This window comes from Clostridium cadaveris (assembly GCF_020911725.1).
Taxonomy (GTDB): Bacteria; Bacillota; Clostridia; order Clostridiales; family Clostridiaceae; genus Clostridium_X; species Clostridium_X cadaveris.
The window spans coordinates 3,169,971-3,192,140 of the sequence record NZ_CP076620.1 but is presented as its reverse complement, the minus strand read 5'-3'; the positions used below and the strand labels follow the sequence as shown (position 1 = coordinate 3,192,140).

Below are 22,170 nucleotides of genomic sequence, written 5' to 3'. Positions count from 1 at the left end.
TAATCAATGATGATATGTAATAAATGTACAATAAAAGCTACTATAAGATAATTAGCTACAAAATTAAAATGACTATGGCATATTTGTCATAGTCATTTTGGTGAATTTTAAAATGGTAGTAATTTTAATGGTATATTCTAAAGAATATTTGTAAATAATGTTATTATTAATGAGTTGGAGAAGTCGATTAAGAATGCTCCAACAACAGGTAAAACAAAGTAAGCTGTAGGTGATGGTCCGAATTTTGAAGTTACAGCATCCATATTAGCCATGGCATTTGGAGTAGCTCCCATACCAAAACCACAATGTCCAGCTGAAATTATAGCTGCATCGTAATCTCTTCCCATAAGCTTGTATGTTATGAAATAAGAGAAAAGACCCATTAATATTGCTTGGGCTATTAATAATATTATTAATGGACCAGCCACTTCTTGAAGTTCCCAAAGTCTTAAACTTATAAGAGCCATTGATAAGAAAACATTCAAGCCTATTGTACCAAGAGTGTCAGTACATTTTTTATTGATTTTAAATTTGCCTGTTTTTTCGCCAACGTTTACAATGATACAAGCAATTATCATTGCATCTATGTAAGAAGGTAATGTTATACCTACTTTAGTAAATACACTTTCAAGGATTGTACCAAGTCCCATAGCTATAAATATTATAGATAATGTATTAAATAGAGATTTGGTATCTATAGTTTCATTTGCATCTTCCATAGCTACATCAACTGCAGCTTCAGCCTTAGCTGTGTTAAGATTTGCATTAGGACCTTGAAGTTTATTTTTCATTATTAATCTTCTACCGATTGGACCTCCAATTAAGCTACCGCAAATAAGACCAAAAGTAGCAGATGCCATAGCAATAGTACTAGCTCCTACTAGACCGTAATTGTTTTCAAACAATGCCCCCCAAGTAGCACCAGTACCGTGTCCGCCTGTCATGGTTACAGAACCAGCTATAAGACCAAGTAAAGGATTAGTACCAATTGCTTTAGAAATTGTTACTCCCAAGATATCTTGTAAAATAACTAAAGTTATAGCAGCGATAAAAAATAATATAACTTTCTTTCCGCCTGCTTTAATCATTTTAAAACTTGCTCCAAGACCTATTGTAGTAAAGAATACTAGCATAAATGGATCTTGAAGAGTAGTGTCTAGTTTTACAACTGCAACATTTGTTTGTCTAAGAATTAAAGTAAAAATTGCGAATACTAATCCTCCGATAACTGGAGAAGGAATACAGAATTTTTCTAGAATAGATATTTTACTCTTTAAAAAACTACCTAAAAAATACGCGCCAATGGCAATGGCAAGTGTTTGAATCATGTTTAATTCAACTGTCATCATAATACCTCCTATTATTAAATTTAAGTCTACGAAAAAGATTATATAATGAGAAGTAAATTTGACACAAATTGAGATTTTTGGGCAATAACATCAAATAGCTACTTATTTTGCAATATATCTCCGTTTTAAATCGTTTTTAGTAAAATCATTAAAAATAATAAAAAAAGTGAGAATTTTAAAATAAATGATAAAAATTAAGGCGAAAAAAGAGAAAAATAGAGAAAAAAAGAGTAAAAAAGAATATGAATGCATATAAATTGAATAAACATCAATATTTCAAGGAAAATGAGCGAAAATACCATGTAAAGGATTAATAGTAAATGTGTTAAATAGTTTTATTTATTATATAATATAGTAGATGTGATGAATAATAAAAATTAATTGATACTTATGTATATATATAATATTTAAAATATTATGATTTATATATTGAAAAGACCTTGGAGATATGATATTCTATAAGTGGAAATGGACTTTTGAAAATAGACCATTTATCTAAAAAGGAACTAGTATCTCTCATATTGTTAAAGGTAAATTAAGTCTACAAATTAATTTTTATTGATAATATTAGGGTACTAAAAAAGAGTTATAGGATGGCCCCTATAACTCTTTTTAATTAAATAAATTCTTATACCATATTTACAAATGCAGTAATTACAGCAAGATTCATAAAATCAACTAAGAATGCTCCAACTATTGGAATAACTAAATATGCTGTAGGTGATGGGCCGAATCTTGAAGTTACGGCATCCATATTAGCCATAGCATTTGGAGTAGCTCCCATACCGAAACCACAATGTCCAGCAGCTAAGACTGCAGCATCAAAGTTCTTTCCACAAAGTCTAAATGTCACAAAGTAAGCAAATAGTGCCATTAACAATGTTTGAGCAAGTAATATTATTAATAGTGGACCAGCAACAGCTTTTAATTCCCAAAGTTTTAAGCTTATAAGAGCCATTGACAAGAATACGTTTAATCCCATATTTCCTAAGATATCATTACATTCAGGATGAACATTTAACTTCTTTCCAGCTACATTAACTATAACACAAGCTATAATCATTGCTCCTATATAAGATGGCATTGTTATACCAATATTTTTTAATCCATTAACTATTATAGTACCAAGTCCCATACAGACAGCCATTAACCCAAATGTGTCAAACATAGATTTTAATGTTATCTTTGAAACTTTAGCATCAGCAACATCAGCAGCAACATTTTCATGAGCTGCAATATCAGCTTCAGCTGGCTTTAATCCATTTTTAAGGATTAGCTTTCTTCCTAGAGGACCACCCATTAAGCTGCCTGAAACAAGTCCGAATGTAGCAGCTGCCATAGTTATTGCCATAGCACCAGTTATTCCGTAACTTTCTTCAAATACAAGAGCCCAGCTTCCACCAGTACCGTGACCTCCAGTCATTGTAATAGAACCAGCCATTAATCCTAGTAAAGGATTTTGTCCTAACACCTTAGCAAGTCCTACACCAACCACATTTTGAAGAGTTAAAAGCACTGCAGTCAGTATTGCGAAAATTATAAGTAATTTTCCACCCTTCTTGATAACCTGGAAGTTAGCAGTAAGTCCAACACTAGTAAAGAAAACTAACATGCATGGACTTTGCAATGTTGTATCGAAAGATACAGTTAAAATTCCAGCTTCTTTTAGAATTAAAGTTAAAATAGAGAAAATAAGTCCTCCTACAACAGGTGATGGAATACAGAACTTTTCAAGAAAGCTCACTTTCTTTTTTAGCCAGCTACCTACATAATAAGCTACAATAGCTAAAGCTAAGGTTTGGATCATGTCTAAATTTAATTCCATTATAAAACCTCCTATTATTAAATTATAAATTAAGTCTACAATAGGATTATACAATGTAATGAAAACGGTGAACAAACCTAAATATTCTAATATAATACTATAATATCTAACGAATTCTCAGCTATAATCCTATTTTGGCAAGTTTTGATAAAATTCTGAAAAAAATTTAGAGAAATTTAATTAAACTCTTAAAATAGTATATAAGAAAAGAATATTATTGATTAAATAAAGTTAGTAAATATAGTAATAGTTAATGAATTTGCAAAGTCTACCAGAAATGTTCCTACAATTGGTAAAGATAATTATATATAAGAATAAATTTAGATAATAAACATAATTTGATAATTTAAATACTAAGTATTAATGGAAATATATAATAAAAAGAATCATATTACGTGTTAAAAAAAGTAAGAAAAATTAGGCCTATTTCTACAAATAGGAGACAATTAAAAAGTGGCACTATTTATGTTTTTAAATTTAAAAAATTAAGATAATTATAAAAATAAAATTAATTAAATAAATTTATTTGGGAAAATAACGATATAAAATCTAAAAATGTAATAATATAGAGCTTTAGTAAACGACTTCATATTATCATATAGTCAAAATAATTGTAATTTAATAAATAAATGATAAGAATTTTGATAAAGTAATGTAAAATTGCATTTAGAATAAGAACAAATATGACTATTTCATATATTTTAAAATTTTTCAAAAATACAATTGAATGCAATTATTTCCTATGATATTATAAAGAAGACAACAAAAGGACTAATCCATTAGACCAATTGCTAAAGGAGGAGTACAATGAATATAATTCTTACTAAAGGAAATGGACTACCTCTGTATTTGCAAGTAAAGAAGCAGATAATGAACCAAATACAAGTTGGATTACTAAAAGTTGGACAAAAAATGCCTACTGAAAGAGAGCTTTCTGAGATATTGAAGGTTAGTAGAAATACAATAACATCTGCATATAAAGAGCTAGAAAAAGAAGGAGTTCTAAAATCCTATCAGGGAAAAGGGACTTTTGTAGCAGAAGAAAACAATACTTGGGAGCAGAAGGAAAGCAGAGATAAGATAGTCAAATTTGTGGATTTAGGTTTTGAAGAAGCTCTAGAAAGCGGATTAGGAGTAGACGAATTTTTGTCTATAGTTAAAGAGAGAGTTAGAGAAAAAATAGATCAGATGAGAAAAATTACTGCACTTTATATAGAGTGCAATATTGAACAGTCTAGAACTTTCGCTAAAGAGCTAACTAAAAAGACAGATATGAATGTAATTCCTTTAACAATAAATGATTTAAAAAAAATGGATAGAGAAACAAGAAGTAAATTAGAAGCTTGTCAGGTTATAATTACAACTTTCAATCATGTAAATGAAGTTAAAGATGTAACTAGAGAATTTGGAAAAGAAACATTAGGTGTAGCAATAAATGCTGACTTAGGTACTATAGTAAAAATTGCTAGATATCGAGAAGGGACAAGGTTCTCATTATTTTCTATATCAGAGGAATTTATATTTAAGATAAAAAGTGCATTAGAAAAATCTGGCTTAGGCCAAATTGATATAAATTATAGTAACACAACTGATACTGATGAAATAATCAGGGGAATAGAAAGATGTGATGTGATAATAGTATCACCAGGAAGATATAAGGATATCAAAAAATATAATAAGGATAATAAAGATGTCATTGAATTCGTATACACTTTAAATGAGGGTTCAGTGAAAATGTTAAAGTCAAAATTAGTAGAGTTAAATTATAAGAGCTAATCCTTTAGTTCTTAATAATATAAAATTAAGTGTTAGGAGGCCCAATTTTATGGAAAAGAAAAAAATAGTCCTAGGTGTAATAGGATCAGACTGCCACGCTGTAGGAAATAAAATTCTTGACTTCGCATTTACACAAGCAGGTTTTGAGGTAATTAATATAGGAGTGTTATCACCTCAAGAAGACTTTATAAATGCTGCTAAGGAAACTAATGCAGATGCTATAGTAGTATCTTCATTATATGGACAAGGAGAATTAGACTGCCAAGGAATGAGAGATAAATGTGATGAAGCTGGATTAGAAGGAATACTTCTATATGTAGGTGGAAACATAGTTGTTGGAAAGCAAGACTGGAACGAAGTTCATAAGAGATTCAAAGCTATGGGATTTGATAGAATTTATGCACCAGGAACACCAGCAGAAACTACAATAGCAGACTTAAAGACAGATTTAAAAGTAGAAGAGTAATATATAAATAAATCCAATAGGGGTGAGTAGTGTGAATGCATATTTATTAATTGATTTTGGTAGTACCTATACTAAGCTCACAGCTGTGGACATAGATAATGAAGAGATTTTAGCGACTGCGAAAGATATAACTACAATTGAAAATGATATAATGATTGGTTTCAACAAAGCCTATGAAAAGCTTATGAAAGACCTTGATGGTAAAGAAGTAAACTTTGTAAACAAGCTTGCATGTTCATCAGCAGCTGGTGGACTTAAGATGATTGCAATAGGCTTAGTACCAGAGCTTACAGCAGAAGCGGCTAAGAGAGCAGCTTTAGGTGCTGGAGCTAGAGTATTAAAGACATATAGCTATGAATTGACTGAATTTGAAATTGACGAAATAAAAAATAGCAATATCGATATAATCTTACTAGCTGGCGGTACAGATGGTGGAAACAAAGATTGTATAATTCATAATGCTAAGATGTTAGCTGAAAGTGGTTTAAAGATACCGGTTGTAGTAGCTGGAAATAAAGTTGCTAATGATTATATAAATAAGCTGTTTAAAGAAGCTCAAATACCTTTTTCTATAACAGGAAATGTAATGCCTAAATTAAATACTTTAAATGTAGAACCTGCTAGAGAGGAAATCAGAAAGATTTTCATGGGCAGAATCGTTGAAGCTAAAGGCTTAAGCAATGCAGAAAGTTTTATAAGTGGAATACTTATGCCAACTCCAGCAGCTGTTTTAAAAGCAGCTGAAGAATTAAGCGTAGGTAGTGATGCCGAAGAAGGCATAGGAGATTTAATTGTAGTAGATATAGGTGGAGCCACAACAGATATTCACTCTTTAGCAGATGGAGAACCATCAAAGCCAGGAGTGACATTAAGAGGACTTGAGGAACCTTTTGCAAAGAGAACAGTAGAAGGAGACTTAGGTATGAGATATTCTGCACTATCCTTATGGGAGGCAGCAGGAACTAGAAAAGTAAGAAAGTATCTTAAAGATAAGACCGTAAATATTGAAGAGAATTGTAAATATAGAGCTGATAATATAATGATGGTTCCTCAGACACAGGAAGAAATCGATTTTGATGAAGCTATGGCAAAAGTTGCTACAGACCTTGCATTAGAGAGACACTGTGGATATGTAGAACCAGCATATTCTCCATGTGGAGTTATATATACTCAATATGGAAAGGATTTATTAGGTGTTAAATATGTTATAGGAACAGGCGGAGTACTTGTGCATAGTAATAATCCACAAGATATTCTAAAAGCTGGAGCATATACTCCTGAAAGCTTAAATTCACTTAAGCCTCAAAGACCTAAATATTTACTTGATAAAACATATATATTATCTGCAATGGGGCTTTTAAGTTTTGAGCTTCCAGATGTAGCAGTTAGAATTATGAAAAAGTATTTAGTAGAAGTATAGATAACCTTAAACAATCGTATTTGAAAGGTAGGTAGTTAATAGTGAAACTTAGAAATAAAAAATGGACTGAAGAAGAATTTTTCGCAGAAAGAAAAGAAGTTTTGGCTCAATGGCCAACTGGTAAAAATGTAGATTTAGAAGAGGCTGTAGAATACTTAAAGAGCATTCCAGACAGCAAGAATTTCGCAAAGAAGCTTGTAGCAGCTAAGAAAGCAGGAAAGACTTTAGCTCAACCAAGAGCAGGGGTTGCTTTACTTGATGAACATATAAAATTATTACAACACTTACAAAATGAAGGTGGAGCAGATTTATTACCATCAACTATAGATGCTTACACAAGACAAAACAGATATGATGAGTGTGAAAGAGGAATAGAGCAAAGTTTAGCAGCTGGAAGATCATTATTAAATGGATTCCCAGCAGTAAACCACGGTGTTGAAGGGTGTAGAAAAGTTCTAGAATCAGTAAACCTTCCACTACAAGCAAGACACGGTACACCAGATTCAAGACTATTAGCTGAAATAATCCATGCTGGTGGATGGACTTCAAACGAAGGTGGAGGAATTTCTTACAACATTCCATATGCAAAGAGCGTAAGTATAGAAAAGACATTATTAGACTGGCAATATTGCGATAGACTTGTTGGATACTATGAAGATCACGGCGTAACTATAAACAGAGAGCCATTTGGACCTTTAACAGGAACATTAGTACCACCAAGTACTTCTAATGTAGTAGCCATAATAGAAGCTTTACTTGCAGCTGAACAAGGTGTTAAAAACATAACTGTTGGATACGGCGAATGTGGAAACCTAGTTCAAGACGTTGCAGCTATAAGATCACTTGAAGAACAAGTAAATGAATACTTACAAGCTTACGGATACAATGATGTATTCATAACTACAGTATTCCATCAATGGATGGGTGGATTCCCAGCTGATGAATCAAAAGCATTTGGAGTAATTGCAACTGGTGCAGCAATCGCATCTTTAGCAGGAGCTACAAAGGTTATAGTTAAGACTCCACACGAAGCAATAGGTATACCAACTAAGGAAGCTAATGCAGCTGGTATCAAGGCTACAAAGATGGCTCTTAACTTATTAGAAGGACAAAGACTATCAGATTCTAAGGAATTACAAGATGAAATAAACTTAATCAAGGCTGAAGTTAAGTGCATGATGGACAAGACTTTCGAACTTGGTAATGGAGACTTAGCTATAGGAACAGTTAAAGCATTCGAACAAGGTGTTATAGATATACCATTTGGACCATCTAAGTACAATGCAGGTAAGATGTTACCAGCAAGAGACAACAATGGTGCAGTAAGATACTTTAATGTAGGAAATCTACCATTCACTCAAGAATTAATAGATTTCAACAGAAAGAAATTAGAAGAAAGAGCTGCATTTGAAGGAAGAGAAGTTTCATTCCAAATGACAGTAGACGATATATTTGCTGTAGGTAAAGGACAATTAATCGGAAGACCTCAAAAATAAGGCCTTTTAAAAAATTAGTTATAAACTGTAGAGTTTATTATAAATAATTATGTAGGCTTTTAATTTAGCCACAATAAAAAGGAGTGCAGGAAAAATGAAAATTGTTGATGTTGTATGTTCAGCAGGCAGAACTGGTTTCTACTTTGATGATCAAAGAGCTATAAAGAAGGGTGCAGGTCATGACGGATTTACTTACGTTGGAGAACCTGTAACAGAAGGATTTACTTCTATAAGACAATCAGGAGAATCAATTTCAGTTCAATTAATACTAGAAGATGGACAAGTTGCATTAGGAGATTGTGCAGCAGTTCAATATTCAGGAGCAGGCGGACGTGATCCATTATTCCTAGCAGCAGATTTTATACCTGTTATAGAAAAAGAAATAGCTCCAAAGCTAATCGGAAGAGAATTAAATTCTTTCAAAGCTTTAGCTGAAGAGTTTGATAAAATGCAAGTAAATGGTAAGAGATTACACACTGCTATAAGATATGGTGTAACTCAAGCTATACTAGATGCAGTAGCAAAAGCTAACCATGTAACTATGGCTGAAATAGTTAGAGATGAGTACAATACTGGAGTAGAAATAAAGAGAATTCCAATATTCACTCAATCAGGAGATGACAGATACGACAACTCTGATAAGATGATAATCAAGGGTGCAGACGTAATGCCTCACGCATTAATCAACCATGTTGCTGATAAATTAGGAGAACACGGTGAAAAATTACTTGAGTATGTTAAGTGGTTAAGAAACAGAGTTATCCAATTAAGAACTTGTGAATGTTACAGCCCAGTATTCCACATCGACGTATATGGAACAATCGGATTAGCATTTGACTGTGATGTAAACAAGATGGCTGATTATATCATGACTCTTGAAGAAGCAGCTAAACCATTCCACTTAAGAATTGAAGGACCTATGGACGTTGAAGAAAGACAAGCTCAAATGGAAGCTTTAAGAGACTTAACTGCTGAATTAGCAAAGAGAAACAGCACAGTAGAATTAGTTGCTGACGAATGGTGCAACACTTACGATGATGTTAAATTCTTCGCTGACAACAAAGCAGGAAACATGCTTCAAATAAAGACTCCAGACCTAGGTGGAGTAAACAATATAATCGAGTCTATCTTATACTGTAAGAAGATGGGTGTTGGAGCATACTGTGGAGGAACTTGTAACGAAACTAACAGATCTGCAGAAGTATGTACAAACATCGCTATCGCTTGCGGAGCTGACCAATGCTTAGCTAAACCAGGAATGGGTGTTGACGAAGGATACATGATCGTTAACAACGAAATGAACAGAGTAGTAGCTCTAGTTAATAGAAGAAAATAGCAAAAAACAGGGGGCAGTTAATATAACTGCCCCATACTTTTCAAGGAGGGAAATGCTGTGAGAGAAATAAATGTTTCTACAATAACAAGTGCAATAAAAGAGTTATGTATAAATGCTAACTATTACTTAGATCAAGATATAAGAGATAGATTAAAAGAAGCTCAAGATAAGGAAACATTTCCAATAGCAAAAGAAATGTTAACTAAAATCATGATAAATGCTGACATAGCCAAAAATGAGCAAATGCCTATGTGCCAAGATACAGGAATGGCTTGTGTTTTTGTTGAATTAGGACAAGAAGTTCATATAGCTGGCGGTAGCTTAGAAGAAGCTATACATGAAGGAGTAAGACAAGGATACACTGAAGGATATCTAAGAAAATCAGTAGTAAAAGATCCTCTAGACAGAGTAAACACTAAGGACAATACTCCAGCAATAATCTATTACAACATAGTACCAGGAGATAAACTTAAAATAACAGTTGCTCCAAAGGGATTTGGTTCAGAAAACATGAGCGGAATAAAGATGTTAAAACCAGCAGATGGAGTAGAGGGAGTAAAGGAATTTATAATAGAAACTGTTAAAAAAGCAGGCCCTAACCCATGTCCTCCTATAGTTGTAGGAGTAGGTATTGGAGGAACTTTCGACAGAGCTGCAAATCTTGCTAAAAAAGCTTTAATAAGACCAACAGCTGAAAGAAATGCTAATCCAATGTATGCAGACCTAGAAGCAGAATTATTAGAAAAGATTAATGCTTTAGGTATAGGACCACAAGGATTTGGTGGAAAGACTACAGCTTTAGCTGTAAACATAGAATACTATCCAACTCATATAGCAGGTCTTCCAGTAGCGGTAAATATAAACTGTCATGCTACAAGACATGCTGAAGTAGAACTATAGAGCATATATAGGAGGTGCCTTATGGAAAAGAGAATTACAACCCCTTTAACTTTAGAAAAAGTTAAAGATTTAAAAGCAGGAGATACCGTTTTAATAAGCGGAACAATATATACATCAAGAGATGCTGGACATAAGAGATTTGTTGATCTTTTAGATAAGGGAGAATCTCTACCTTTTGACCCTAAGGATCAAATCATATATTATGTTGGACCAACTCCAACAAAACCAGGACATGCTTTTGGATCAGCAGGTCCAACAAGCAGCTATAGAATGGATCCTTATGCCCCAAGACTTTTAGAAGTAGGTCTTAGAGGAATGATTGGAAAAGGATTAAGAAATGAAGCTGTTATAGAATCTATAAAGAAAAATGGCGGAGTTTACTTTGCAGCAATCGGTGGAGCAGCAGCTTTAATCGGAAAGGCAGTTAAGAAAGCAGAAATAATAGCTTACGAAGATTTAGGAGCAGAAGCTTTAAGAGAATTGCAAGTAGAAGATTTACCTGTAATTGTTGTAATAGATTCAGAAGGAAATAACTTATACGAGCAAGGTCAAAAAGAATATTTAGACAGCGTTAAATAAATAAACAGGAGGTGTAGGCTACAATGAAAATTGAAAAAGTAGCAAAGGCAGGAACTCTTGAGTCTAATGACATAGTAATCATGGTGTATCCAAACGAAAATGATACAGTTGAAATAGAGCTAGAGAGCATAGTTATGCAACAATTTGGCACTAGAATCAGAGAAGTTATACAAGAGACATTGAAATCATTAGGCGTTACTAGCGTAAAAGTTAAAGCTCAAGATAAAGGGGCTTTAGATTATACAATAGGAGCTAGAGTAGAAACAGCAATAAAAAGAGCACAATAATATTGCTTATATAAGGTGGGATTATAATGAAGGAATTAAGAAGAAGTATGCTTTTTATGCCTGGAAATAACCCAGGAATGCTTCAAAATGCAGCTATATTAGGCGCAGACTCAATAATACTAGATTTAGAGGATGCTGTAAGTTTAACTGAAAAGGATAGCGCTAGAATTTTAGTTAGAGAAGCCATAAAAACAATGGATTATTCTGATGTTGAAGTAATTGTAAGAGTCAATCCTATAGATACAGAATTCGGACCTACTGATTTAGATACAATAGTTAGAGTAAAACCTGATACTATATTAGTACCAAAGGCTAGCATTGAATCTATAAAAGAAGTAGATGGAATAATTACAAATATAGAAAAAGAAATGGGATTTAACCTAGGAGAAATAAAGGTAATAGCTCTTGTAGAGACTGCAGACGGTCTTCAAAATGTTTATGAAATAATAAAGGCGTCTTCAAGAGTTAATGGTGTACTTTTAGGCGGAGAAGACCTAACTGCTGACTTAGAAATAAAGAGAACTAAAGAAGGAGAAGAAATCTTCTATGCTAGAAATAGAATTGCTATAGCTTGTAGAGCATGTAAAGTAAGTTCTATTGATACACCATTCACAGATACAAATGACTTTGAGGGTCTAAGAAAAGATATAAGAAAAGCTAAGAGCTTAGGATTTACAGGAAAAGCATCTATAAACCCAAGACAAATAGACACTATACATGAAGTTTATTCTCCAACAGAGGAAGAAATCGTTCATGCACAAAGAGTACTAAAAGCTATGGAAGATGCTAAGAAAGAAGGAAAGGGAGTATTCTCATTAGATGGAAAGATGGTAGATGCTCCAGTTATAAATAGAGCGGTAAGAACTGTTGACTTAGCTAAGACTTTAGGTCTTATATAGAAAACCTTGTTTTTAGGAAAAAACATAAAAAAAGGTGGGATTATTACTATGAAAAATGCAGTAGGAAGAGAACTACCTTCTTATATAGAAGGATATGGAGAGGTAGTGCCTTTTCAAGGAGCAGAAAACAATTCTACTGTTAAGCCAAAAACTACAGTAAAAGGCAGCGCAGTAGGTCCAAAAGACGTTAAAATTTTAAGCTCAATAAGTGAAGCTATAGATAAAGCTGAAATAAAAGATGGAATGACAATATCTTTCCATCACCATTTAAGAAATGGAGACTATGTTTTAAACATGGTTATGGAAGAGATAGCAAAGAGAGGAATAAAGGACTTAACTATAGCAGCTAGTTCAATATTCCCATGTCACGAGCCTTTAGTAGAACATATAAGAAATGGAGTAGTAACAAAGGTTATTGCTGCTTATATGTCAGGCCCAGTTGCAGCAGCTATTTCTAGAGGAGAATTAAAATATCCAGCAGTAATGCAAACTCATGGTGGAAGAGGAAGAGCTATAGAAAATGGAGAAGTTCATATAGATGTAGCTTTCGTTGCAGCACCAAGTTCTGATGACTATGGTAATATAAATGGACTTCAAGGACCAGCAGCTTGTGGTTCATTAGGATATGCAGTAGCAGATTGCTTATATGGAGATAAGGTAATTGCTATAACTGATCATTTAGTAGCTTATCCAAACTGTCCAATAGAAATTGATGAAACAAACATAGACTATGTTGTTAAAGTTGATTCTATAGGAAATCCAGCAGGAATAGTTTCAGGAACTACTAAGGTTACAAAGGACCCAGTTGGATTAAAGATTGCTCAAATGACAGCAAAACTTATGAAAGCTTCAGGTCTTGTAAAGGATGGACTATCATTCCAAACAGGAGCTGGTGGAACATCTCTAGCAGTTGCACAAGAATTAAAAGATATAATGAAAAATGAAGGCATTAAAGGAAGCTTTGCATCTGGTGGAATAACAGGATATATAGTAGATATGTATGAAGAAGGATTATTCCAAAGTTTATTTGATGTTCAATGCTTTGATTTAAAAGCTGTTGAATCATTAAGAAGCAACAAAGCACACCAATCAATGTCAGCTTCAATGTATGGAAATCCTCATAATAAGGGAGCAGTAGTAAACAAGCTTGACATAGTAATCCTTGGTGCTACAGAAATAGATACAGACTTCAATGTAAATGTAACTACAGGATCAGACGGAGTAATCATGGGAGGATCAGGCGGACACAGTGATACTGCAGCAGGCGCTAAGCTTACTATAATAGTATCAAACCTTGTAAAAGCAAGACTTCCAATAATAAAAGATAAGGTTACAACTGTAACAACTCCAGGCGAAAGCATAGATGTATTAGTTACAGAAAGAGGAATTGCAATAAATCCTAAACATGCTGATCTAATAGAAAGATTAAAGAAGACTAACTTACCAATAATGACTATAGAAGAACTTAAGGAAGTTGCTGAAAAGTTAACTGGAAAACCAAAGGAAATAGAGTCAGATGATAAGATAGTTGCTGTTATAGAATACAGAGATGGAACTGTAATTGACGTTGTAAAAAAGGTAAAATAATTCAAAAATAGAGGGGAACAACCCCTCTATTTTTAATCTCAAAAAAATTCCTTCCTATATATAGGTAAATTTTCACTCACATTGAGAGAACAATATAATTCATGATATAATGAGGATAAAAATGGGAAGATAAATTAAAAAGATTTATAAATTCTAAGAAAAGGATGAGAAGGATGTACGGACTAAATATAGAAAAGATACATTTAGATGATGAGAGAGAAAAAAATGAAGTTGCTGAGTTCCTAAAAAGATTCGAACTCAGATATGACGATGATATAGATTATACATTAGTAGCGAGACAAAATGGAAAAATTCTTGCTACAGCTTCTAAAGCGAAGAATATAATAAAAGCTTTTGCAGTTGATGATGAACTAAGAGGTGAAGGAATAAGCACATCATTAGTAACATCAATAACAGATAAAATGTTTGAACAAGGAGTATATCATAGTTTTATATTTACTAAACCAAAGAACATAACTATATTTTCCTCATTAAACTATAAACTAATATATGAAACTTCAAAATCAGCACTTTTGGAAAATGGATTATACAATATAAATTCCTCTTTAGATAAAATAATAAAAGAAAATGATATAGATACATCAAAAACTAGAGGAGCCTTAGTTATGAATTGTAATCCTTTCACTAAAGGACATCAGTTCTTGGTTGAGAAGGCTGCAAGCGAATGTGATGAAGTTCTAGTATTTGTGGTAGAAGAAGACAAATCTCTTTTTCCATTCAAGCATAGATTTGAACTAGTAAAAGAGGGAACTAAGCACCTTTCTAATGTGAAAGTTGTAAAAGGTGGGGAATACATAATATCACAAGCTACATTCCCATCATATTTTTTAAGACAGGAAGATGATAAACTTAGAGTTTATACTGAGATGGATGCTGGTATATTCGGAAAGTATTTTTGTCCTAAATTTAATATAAAGAGAAGATATGTAGGGGAAGAACCTTACTGCGCAGTTACTAATGCATATAATAATACATTAGTAGAAGAACTTAAAAAGTTTGGAGTAGAAGTTTGTGTAGTAAAAAGAAAGACTTATGATGAAAGTGCTATAAGTGCATCAAGAGTTAGAGAACTAATAAAAGAGGATAAAATGAAAGAAGTTAAAGAACTAGTTCCTGAAACTACTTGGGAATTTTTAAATACAGAAACGGGGAGGGAAATAGCGGAGAATATAAAGAAAAGTAATTCTCCCCACTAATATGGAATATACAGCTTTAGATATACTAGATGCGCGAGAAGAAAGAGTTGAACTTCAAGAAAAACTTATGGATGATTTTCAAAACACCCTTGTATGCGTGAGAGTTAATATACCTGGAGTAAGGAAGAAGACTAATTTATCTCAAGGGATATTTGAAGTCATCTCAAAAGAAATAGAAAAGCTCTTCCAAGGAAGAATATTAAAATCTCAAGCAAATACAGGAGCGGAAGGTCCTATAGAACTCTTAATTATAGAGGAAAAATCAGAAAAGGTAAAAATTCAAACTATCCAATTGGAAGAGACTCATACTCTTGGAAGGTTTGTAGATATAGATGTATATGATCATCAGAGTAGAGAAAGTTTATCGAGAACTTCTATGGGATTTGTACCTAGAAAGTGCTATATATGCGATAAACCTGCTTGTGAATGTGTAAGAAACCAAAGTCATTCAAAAGAAGAAATCATATGTTATATTGAAAAAACATATGAAAGATATAGGAGTATGACTGATGAATAATGAGATTTCAACTAAAGATCTGCCACATATTTTAAGTGAATTTGCACTTAAGGCCATGCTTTATGAGGTGTCATGCTATCCGGCACCAGGACTTGTATCACCTATATCCACTGGTTCACATAAAGATATGAATCATTTCACCTTCATAGACAGTAGCCTTGCAATAAGTCGATTTTTTTGTGAAGCTGTAGAGGTGTCTTTAAATGAAGACAATGAAGAAGAATTATTTAAAAAGCTTAGAAAAATAGGCGTAAAAGCCGAAGAAGCTATGTTTCATGCCACTAGAGGAATAAACACTCAAAAGGGAATAATATTTCTAATGCTTATATCTTTAGGGGCTGTTACTTTAACTATAAAAAGAGGAAAAACCTTTGATGAAATAGAAAAGTATATAAGATGCATGACAAAAGACATTATAGAAGAAGATTTTAGAGATTTAGATAAAAAAGAGAAACTCACCTATGGAGAAAAATTATATTTAAAGTATGGGTTAAAAGGCATAAGAGGAGAGGTTGCTAAAGGACTTCCTATAGCTTTAAAAGTGGGTTTAATGGTGTATGAAGAAGGCAAAAATCTAAGCGAAAATCAAAGAATAGCAAATACTTTGATTCATATAATGACATGCTGTGAGGATACAACGCTACTTCATAGGAAACCTATAGAAATTCTTTATTATGTTCAGAATACAGCGAAAGAAGCTATTTCTATGGGAGCCATGAGAACTGATGAGGGAAGAAAATTTATAGATGATATGGACAAAGATTTTATAAGCAAAGGAATAAGTCCTGGAGGTAGTGCTGATTTATTAGCAATGACAATCTTCTTTCACAATGTAAAGTCTATAGTCAAATAATAATTAAAAGGTGATTTAAATGGATAAAAAGACGAGGAATAAGCTTATAATTTTTATAATCTTTGCTTTAATAGCTGTAGGCATAATAGGATATACTTACATAGAAAATAAACGTAAAACTGATTCTTTAAAACAGCAGTATGATATGGAAATCAAAGCTAAAGAAAATGAAAAGCAAGCTGAAAAACAGCGTATAGAAGCTGAAAGAAAAGAAAGAGAATCCTTTGAGGGAGTAAAGTGTGATGAGGCAGAGAGCCTTTTATTTAGCGAGGATAAAGATAAGTATAACAAAGTAATAAAGATAACTTCAGATGTTATAGAAAAATATCCAGATAGCAAAAGAGCATACACTCTTAGGGGAAGGGCCTATGGCTTTTCATCAAATATAGTAGCTGGAAATAAGGATAAGGCTTTAGCGGATTTAGATAAGGCACTAGAAATAGATCCTGAATACGGATATGGAAGGTTTAACAAAGCTTTAATATATGAACTCTTCGGAAGGTATGATGAGGCTTTAGTTTGGTACGATAAAGCTATAGAGGTGGAGCCTGATTATGAGTGGAGTTACTATGGAAAGGCATCTATTTATGGAAGAAGAGGAGAACTAGAGAATACTTTAGTAAATCTAAAAAAAGCTATAGAATTAAAACCTTCAGCAAAAGAAGCAGCAAAAGAAGAACATGACTTTGACAATGTGAGACAACATAAAGAGTTTCAGGACTTAATCAATAAATAAGTAGATTTATTTTTAGTGAAAATTTGATATAATAAAGCTATAATGTAAAGCGCTAATCTTAAAAGATCAGTGCTTTTATTTTTAAGAGGATTAAAAGTAAATGTATTTGGTTAAATTTGATTATATAAGATGGGGACAAAGAGGAGGAAATTTATGAGAATATTGCATACTGGTGATTGGCATTTAGGGAAGAACCTAGAAGGTCAAAGTAGAATGGATGAACAAGAATTGTTTTTAAATGATTTTATTGAGATTGTAGAAAGACAAGATGTAGATTTAGTCATAATTGCTGGTGATGTATATGATAGCAGTAATCCGCCAGCTAGAGCAGAAAAGATGTTTTATGATACATTAAAAAGGATATCAAACCATGGAAAAAGACTTACTTTAGTGATTTCTGGGAATCATGATAACCCTGAGCGATTAGTAGCAGCGGGACCTTTAGCCATGGAACATGGAATTATTATGGTGGGTACGCCAAAGACAATTGTACAACAAGGAGACTATGGAAAGCATAAGATATTGAATTCTGGAGAAGGTTTCATCGAGATAGAGATAAATGGAGAGAAATCTGTAATACTTACAGTGCCATACCCAAGTGAAAAAAGACTTAATGAGGTTTTATATGGAGATATGGATAGTGATGATGAAAGGCTAAAATGTTATAGCGATAGAATTCACGATCTTTTTGATAATCTGAAATCTAATTATAGAGAGGACACTATCAATCTTGTGGTTTCACATCTTTTTGCTATGGGAAGTGAGGAAAGTGGTTCAGAAAGAAGTATTCAGCTTGGAGGTAGTTACATTGTAGACGGAGGATGCTTTCCTGATGAAGCTCAATATATAGCATTAGGTCATGTGCATAAACCTCAAATAGTACCTGGAACAAACAAGAGGGCTAGGTATTCAGGATCTCCACTTCACTATAATAGAAAAGAGATTTCTTTCGATAAAAAGTGTTTTGTAGTAGATGTTAAACCTATGCAGCAGTGTCATATAAGCGAAGTTAATTTTAAAGTTTATAAGCCCATAGAAGTTTGGAAGTGCAAAAGCATAGATGAGGCTATTGAAAAGTGTGAAGAAAATAGAGAGAAAAACTGCTGGGTGTATTTGGAGATAACGTCTGACAGATATATAAGAGAAGATGAGATAAAAAAGATGAAAGATTTAAAGAAGGATATTCTAGAAATAACACCTAAAATCATAGGAGAAGATGATTTTAAAGATGAAGAAAACTTTGCAGAAAAGCCTTTTGAAGATATATTTAAGGAGTTTTATAAGAAAGAAAGAGGAGCAGAACCGGAGGAAGAACTGGTAGAATTATTGATGTCAGTTTTATTAAAAGAGGGGGATAAGGATGAGACCAATTAAGCTTAAAATAAAGGGAATAAATAGTTTTATAGAAGAACAGGTTATTGATTTTGAAAAGCTTAGTGATAGAGGACTTTTTGGTATCTTTGGTCCAACTGGTAGCGGTAAATCTACAGTATTAGATGGAATAACCCTAGCACTATATGGAAAGGTAGCTAGAGATAGCAGTAATTATATAAATGCTAATTGTGACAGTGGAAATGTAAGCTTTGAATTTCAGATATCGGGAGTAGAAAAAAAGAGATATTTAGTAGAGAGAGAGTTCAAGAAAGATAAAAAGACAGAGAATGCGAAGTCGGGTAAATGTAAAGTAGTAGACATTACAGGAGGAATACCTGAAGTACTCGCAGACTCGAAGACAATGGTGGACAATAAATGTAAAGAAATAATCGGATTAAATCTAGATGATTTTACCAGAACTGTAGTGCTTCCACAGGGGAAATTCAGCGAATTTTTAAAGCTTGAAGGTGTAGATAGAAGAAGGATGCTAGAAAGGCTCTTTAATCTTCAGCAATATGGTGATGATCTTTCAAGAAAACTTTCCTTTGAAATCAATAAGGAAAAAACTGAAAACAGTGTTCTTATAGGACAGCTTAAAGGTTATGAAGATTTCAGTGAAGAAAAACTTAAGGAAAGAGAGGAGTTATTTGAGCAAGTTAATAAGGAATTAGAAAAGATATCTATAGAAGTAAGTGAATTAGAAAAGCAATATGAAAATCAAAAAATTGTATGGGATTTGCAGCTTGAACTAAAGGAACTTAGATGTAAGAAAGAAGTTCTTGAAAATAAAAGAGAAGAGATAGAATCATGTAAGGAGAAAGTATTCCTTGGAGAGGGAGCATCTAAGGTAATGCCATATATAGATTCTTATGAAAAAACCATAAATGATATAGCAAACTCTGAGAAGGAGAAAAGAAATTTTGAAGAAGCTGTGGAGTTTTCAAAATCTCAGAAGGAGAAAGCTGATATTCAATGGCAGGAATGCAGAGATAACAAGGAGGAAAAACTTCCGGATTTTATCATAAAGAAACAGAAGGCAGAAGATGCATTAAAAGAAAAAGCACTTTTAGAGACCATTGAAAAAGAAATAATTATAATGAAAAAAGACATGGTGAAGCTTGGAGACGAATTAGAGAAAAAGACAAAGATTATGGAGAAGCTTTCTGGTGAAATATTTGAAATAAACTCAAGTATAAATCAAGCAGAAGAAAAATCTGAACAGCTCAAAATAGATGGAAGCTTAAAGGAAAAAGTTTTAGAAGGAGCTAGAGTTAAAGATAAATTAGAAGACATATTAAAGCTTAAGAATGGTAATGAATCCAAGAAGCTTAGAGGTCAAAGAGATGTAGAAGAACTTCAGCTTAAGGAAAGAGAGTTATATAAATCCTTTGAAAAAAAACAAAAAATTTATGAAGAAAAGAAAATTCTTTTGGAAAATATGATTAATAAGTGTCCGGGAAACCAAAATGATATAGTAGCTCTTCAAAAACAGCTTCTAGAAGCTAAAGAAAAGTGGAATAAGTATCATGAGCATACCAAAATAATAGAATCAGCTAATGAGGCTCTTAAAGATTATAAAATATCCGTGCAGAAAGAGGAAGCAAAAAAAAATCTTTTAGAGCATAGTATTGCAGAATTAAAAACAAAAATTAAAGAACTAGAAATAGAAAATCTAGCTTATAAGCTTAGGGAAGAATTAAAAACAGGCGATGTATGCCCAGTGTGTGGTTCGACAGACCATCATAGAGAAAATATTAAACATAAAGATTTAAGAGATGATAAGGGTATAGAAAAGGGACTTGAAGCAAATGAAAAAGAATTAAAGTTAATAGAAGAAAATATCACAAAGGGAAAAACTAATATAGACATATGTAATGGAAATATAGAAAAAGCAAATGATGGCATAGCAGCATTAGGTGATGACTTCAAAAATATTTCTGTAGAAGAATTGAATAATAGTTTTGAACAGTTGAAAAAAGCTATATCTGAATATGATGGCAATAAAAATAAACTAGAAGAAGATATGAAAAAGCTTCTGGAAGAAAAACATAAACTTGAAACTAACATAAGTACTTTAAGAAGTACAATCAATGAAAAGAAAAATCAGCTTAAGGAAATTGATAGTGACTTAGAGAAAAATCATGAAGCATTAAAAGAAATTGAAATAGTTTATGATTGCCTTGTAAAAGAAACTGGGATAATGGATTTTAAAGCTAAAAGTCAAGAGATATTAGCTTGTGAAAAAGAGAGGGAAAATCTTTTAAAGGATTTAAAGGTATATAGAAAGAGATTAGAAGATGCAGATCTTAATATGAAGGCTTTAGAGCAAGAATCAAAGAAAATAGAAAATGACCTTACAAAGGGAAATACGGCTATAGAAGAAAAGACTAAAATCCACAATGAAAAGATATCACTTATAAAGAATAAAGTTGGGGATGTAGAAGATATAGGCACTGTGCTTATAAAGATTGAAAATATAATAAAGACAATAGAAGATAATTTTGTAAAAGCAGAAAAGATAAAAGAAGATAAAGAGAAGATATATCAACAAAACAATGAAAAGCTTATTGCAGTAATGAGCAGATTAACAGAACTTCATAAAAGAAAAGCGGAAGATCATAAGAATATAGAGAAGAATTTAGAACTTCAAGGGTTCAAAACCATAGAAGAGGCAAAGAAAAACATACTTAATGTAGAAGAGATTGGATCTTTAAAAGAGTATATAGAGAGATATAGCGAAGAGGTTTCGAAAAATAATGGAGCTATAGAAAGTGTATTGAAGAAACTTGATAATAGAGAGATTGAAGAAGAGCAGTGGGCAAAGCTTCAAGAAGATAAGGTGAAAACAGAAGAGAAGTATAAAGAACTTAATGAGTCAAAAATAAAAGTTGAAGAAGAAGTTAGGATTATAAAAGAAAAACTATTTGAGCTTTCTGAACTTTTAAAAAAGAAGGAAAAGCTTGACCGTAAACTTGGACTTTTAGGAGATTTAGAAAAACTTTTCAAAGGCAAGAAGTTTGTTGAATTTGTAGCTACTACAAGATTAAAATATGTATCTATAGAAGCATCAAAACGATTAAAAGAAATAACTAATGGAAACTATGGATTAGAAGTAGATGATAATGGTAAATTCCTTATAAGGGATAACAAAAATGGTGGAGTTGAAAGAGAGGCTTCAACCTTGTCAGGAGGAGAAACATTTTTAGCATCTTTGGCACTAGCTTTAGCTTTATCTGCTGAGATTCAGCTTAAAGGCACTGCGCCTTTAGAATTATTTTTCCTAGATGAAGGATTTGGAACCTTGGATGATGATCTTTTAGAGGTTGTTATGAGTTCATTAGAAAAAATTCATAATGATAAACTGAAAATAGGTCTAATAAGTCACGTAGAATCTATAAAAAATAGAGTGCCAGTAAAACTAATATTAACTCCAGCAGAAGCAGGCAGAGGTGGAAGCAAAGTAAGAATAGAAAGAAGTTAAAAAAATAAACTGTAAAAGGACTGATTAACCTATAATATGTACTTAAGAAAGTGTTTATTATAGAATATAAGT

Annotated in this window: 18 protein-coding genes; 16 read left to right on the top strand and 2 right to left on the bottom strand. The window is 32.6% G+C overall.

Annotated features, from left to right (window positions below; translation table 11 throughout):
* Positions 1 to 137 precede the first annotated feature (137 nt).
* Both gltS (KQH81_RS15330) and gltS (KQH81_RS15325) read right to left on the bottom strand, forming a co-directional pair.
* Positions 138 to 1,346 carry a sodium/glutamate symporter gene (gene gltS, locus KQH81_RS15330; RefSeq protein ID WP_027637809.1) on the bottom strand — a complete coding sequence of 403 codons (1,209 nt, stop codon included), beginning with the start codon at positions 1,344 to 1,346 and terminating at the stop codon, positions 138 to 140.
* A gap of 631 nt (positions 1,347 to 1,977) precedes the next feature.
* Positions 1,978 to 3,174: a sodium/glutamate symporter gene (gene gltS, locus KQH81_RS15325; RefSeq protein ID WP_027637808.1), complete on the bottom strand. Its 1,197-nt coding sequence runs from the start codon at positions 3,172 to 3,174 to the stop codon at positions 1,978 to 1,980.
* An 807-nt stretch (positions 3,175 to 3,981) separates the two neighbouring features.
* Between gltS (KQH81_RS15325) and KQH81_RS15320 the strand changes: the two genes are divergently transcribed.
* The 16 genes from KQH81_RS15320 (at position 3,982) to KQH81_RS15245 (ending at position 22,098) form a co-directional block, all read left to right on the top strand.
* Complete coding sequence (locus KQH81_RS15320) at positions 3,982 to 4,950, top strand: GntR family transcriptional regulator (RefSeq protein ID WP_027637807.1); 969 nt, start codon at positions 3,982 to 3,984, stop codon at positions 4,948 to 4,950.
* A 49-nt stretch (positions 4,951 to 4,999) separates the two neighbouring features.
* On the top strand, positions 5,000 to 5,416 hold the full coding sequence (gene glmS / locus KQH81_RS15315; protein ID WP_027637806.1) for a methylaspartate mutase subunit S: 417 nt from the start codon (positions 5,000 to 5,002) through the stop codon (positions 5,414 to 5,416).
* Between the two features lie 31 nt (positions 5,417 to 5,447).
* Complete coding sequence (gene glmL / locus KQH81_RS15310) at positions 5,448 to 6,836, top strand: methylaspartate mutase accessory protein GlmL (RefSeq protein ID WP_027637805.1); 1,389 nt, start codon at positions 5,448 to 5,450, stop codon at positions 6,834 to 6,836.
* A gap of 41 nt (positions 6,837 to 6,877) precedes the next feature.
* Positions 6,878 to 8,332 carry a methylaspartate mutase subunit E gene (locus KQH81_RS15305; protein ID WP_027637804.1) on the top strand — a complete coding sequence of 485 codons (1,455 nt, stop codon included), beginning with the start codon at positions 6,878 to 6,880 and terminating at the stop codon, positions 8,330 to 8,332.
* A 94-nt stretch (positions 8,333 to 8,426) separates the two neighbouring features.
* A complete protein-coding gene (locus KQH81_RS15300; RefSeq protein ID WP_027637803.1) occupies positions 8,427 to 9,668 on the top strand; it encodes a methylaspartate ammonia-lyase in 1,242 nt (413 codons plus the stop codon).
* A 57-nt stretch (positions 9,669 to 9,725) separates the two neighbouring features.
* Positions 9,726 to 10,568 carry a fumarate hydratase gene (locus tag KQH81_RS15295; protein ID WP_027637802.1) on the top strand — a complete coding sequence of 281 codons (843 nt, stop codon included), beginning with the start codon at positions 9,726 to 9,728 and terminating at the stop codon, positions 10,566 to 10,568.
* A gap of 21 nt (positions 10,569 to 10,589) precedes the next feature.
* Positions 10,590 to 11,147: a Fe-S-containing hydro-lyase gene (locus KQH81_RS15290; RefSeq protein ID WP_027637801.1), complete on the top strand. Its 558-nt coding sequence runs from the start codon at positions 10,590 to 10,592 to the stop codon at positions 11,145 to 11,147.
* 23 nt (positions 11,148 to 11,170) lie between these two features.
* Entirely contained in the window at positions 11,171 to 11,434 is a 264-nt protein-coding gene (gene citD, locus KQH81_RS15285; protein WP_027637800.1) for a citrate lyase acyl carrier protein, read from the top strand.
* A 26-nt stretch (positions 11,435 to 11,460) separates the two neighbouring features.
* Positions 11,461 to 12,333 (top strand): HpcH/HpaI aldolase/citrate lyase family protein, encoded by an 873-nt coding sequence (locus tag KQH81_RS15280; protein ID WP_027637799.1) that lies wholly within the window; start codon positions 11,461 to 11,463, stop codon positions 12,331 to 12,333.
* A gap of 48 nt (positions 12,334 to 12,381) precedes the next feature.
* Positions 12,382 to 13,920, top strand: coding sequence for a citrate lyase subunit alpha (gene citF, locus KQH81_RS15275; RefSeq protein WP_027637798.1), 1,539 nt, complete (start codon positions 12,382 to 12,384; stop codon positions 13,918 to 13,920).
* A gap of 173 nt (positions 13,921 to 14,093) precedes the next feature.
* A complete protein-coding gene (citC, locus tag KQH81_RS15270) occupies positions 14,094 to 15,137 on the top strand; it encodes a [citrate (pro-3S)-lyase] ligase (RefSeq protein ID WP_099336073.1) in 1,044 nt (347 codons plus the stop codon).
* Between the two features lies 1 nt (position 15,138).
* Positions 15,139 to 15,654, top strand: a complete 516-nt coding sequence (gene citX, locus KQH81_RS15265) for a citrate lyase holo-[acyl-carrier protein] synthase (RefSeq protein ID WP_035770313.1) — start codon at positions 15,139 to 15,141, stop codon at positions 15,652 to 15,654.
* Complete coding sequence (gene citG / locus KQH81_RS15260; RefSeq protein WP_099336074.1) at positions 15,647 to 16,507, top strand: triphosphoribosyl-dephospho-CoA synthase CitG; 861 nt, start codon at positions 15,647 to 15,649, stop codon at positions 16,505 to 16,507. Before citX ends, citG begins: the two co-directional genes overlap by 8 nt.
* Positions 16,508 to 16,526: 19 nt before the next feature.
* Positions 16,527 to 17,243: a tetratricopeptide repeat protein gene (locus tag KQH81_RS15255; protein WP_099336075.1), complete on the top strand. Its 717-nt coding sequence runs from the start codon at positions 16,527 to 16,529 to the stop codon at positions 17,241 to 17,243.
* A gap of 153 nt (positions 17,244 to 17,396) precedes the next feature.
* Entirely contained in the window at positions 17,397 to 18,617 is a 1,221-nt protein-coding gene (locus KQH81_RS15250; protein WP_178310767.1) for an exonuclease SbcCD subunit D, read from the top strand.
* Positions 18,604 to 22,098, top strand: coding sequence for an AAA family ATPase (locus tag KQH81_RS15245; RefSeq protein WP_230028473.1), 3,495 nt, complete (start codon positions 18,604 to 18,606; stop codon positions 22,096 to 22,098). Before KQH81_RS15250 ends, KQH81_RS15245 begins: the two co-directional genes overlap by 14 nt.
* Positions 22,099 to 22,170 lie beyond the last annotated feature (72 nt).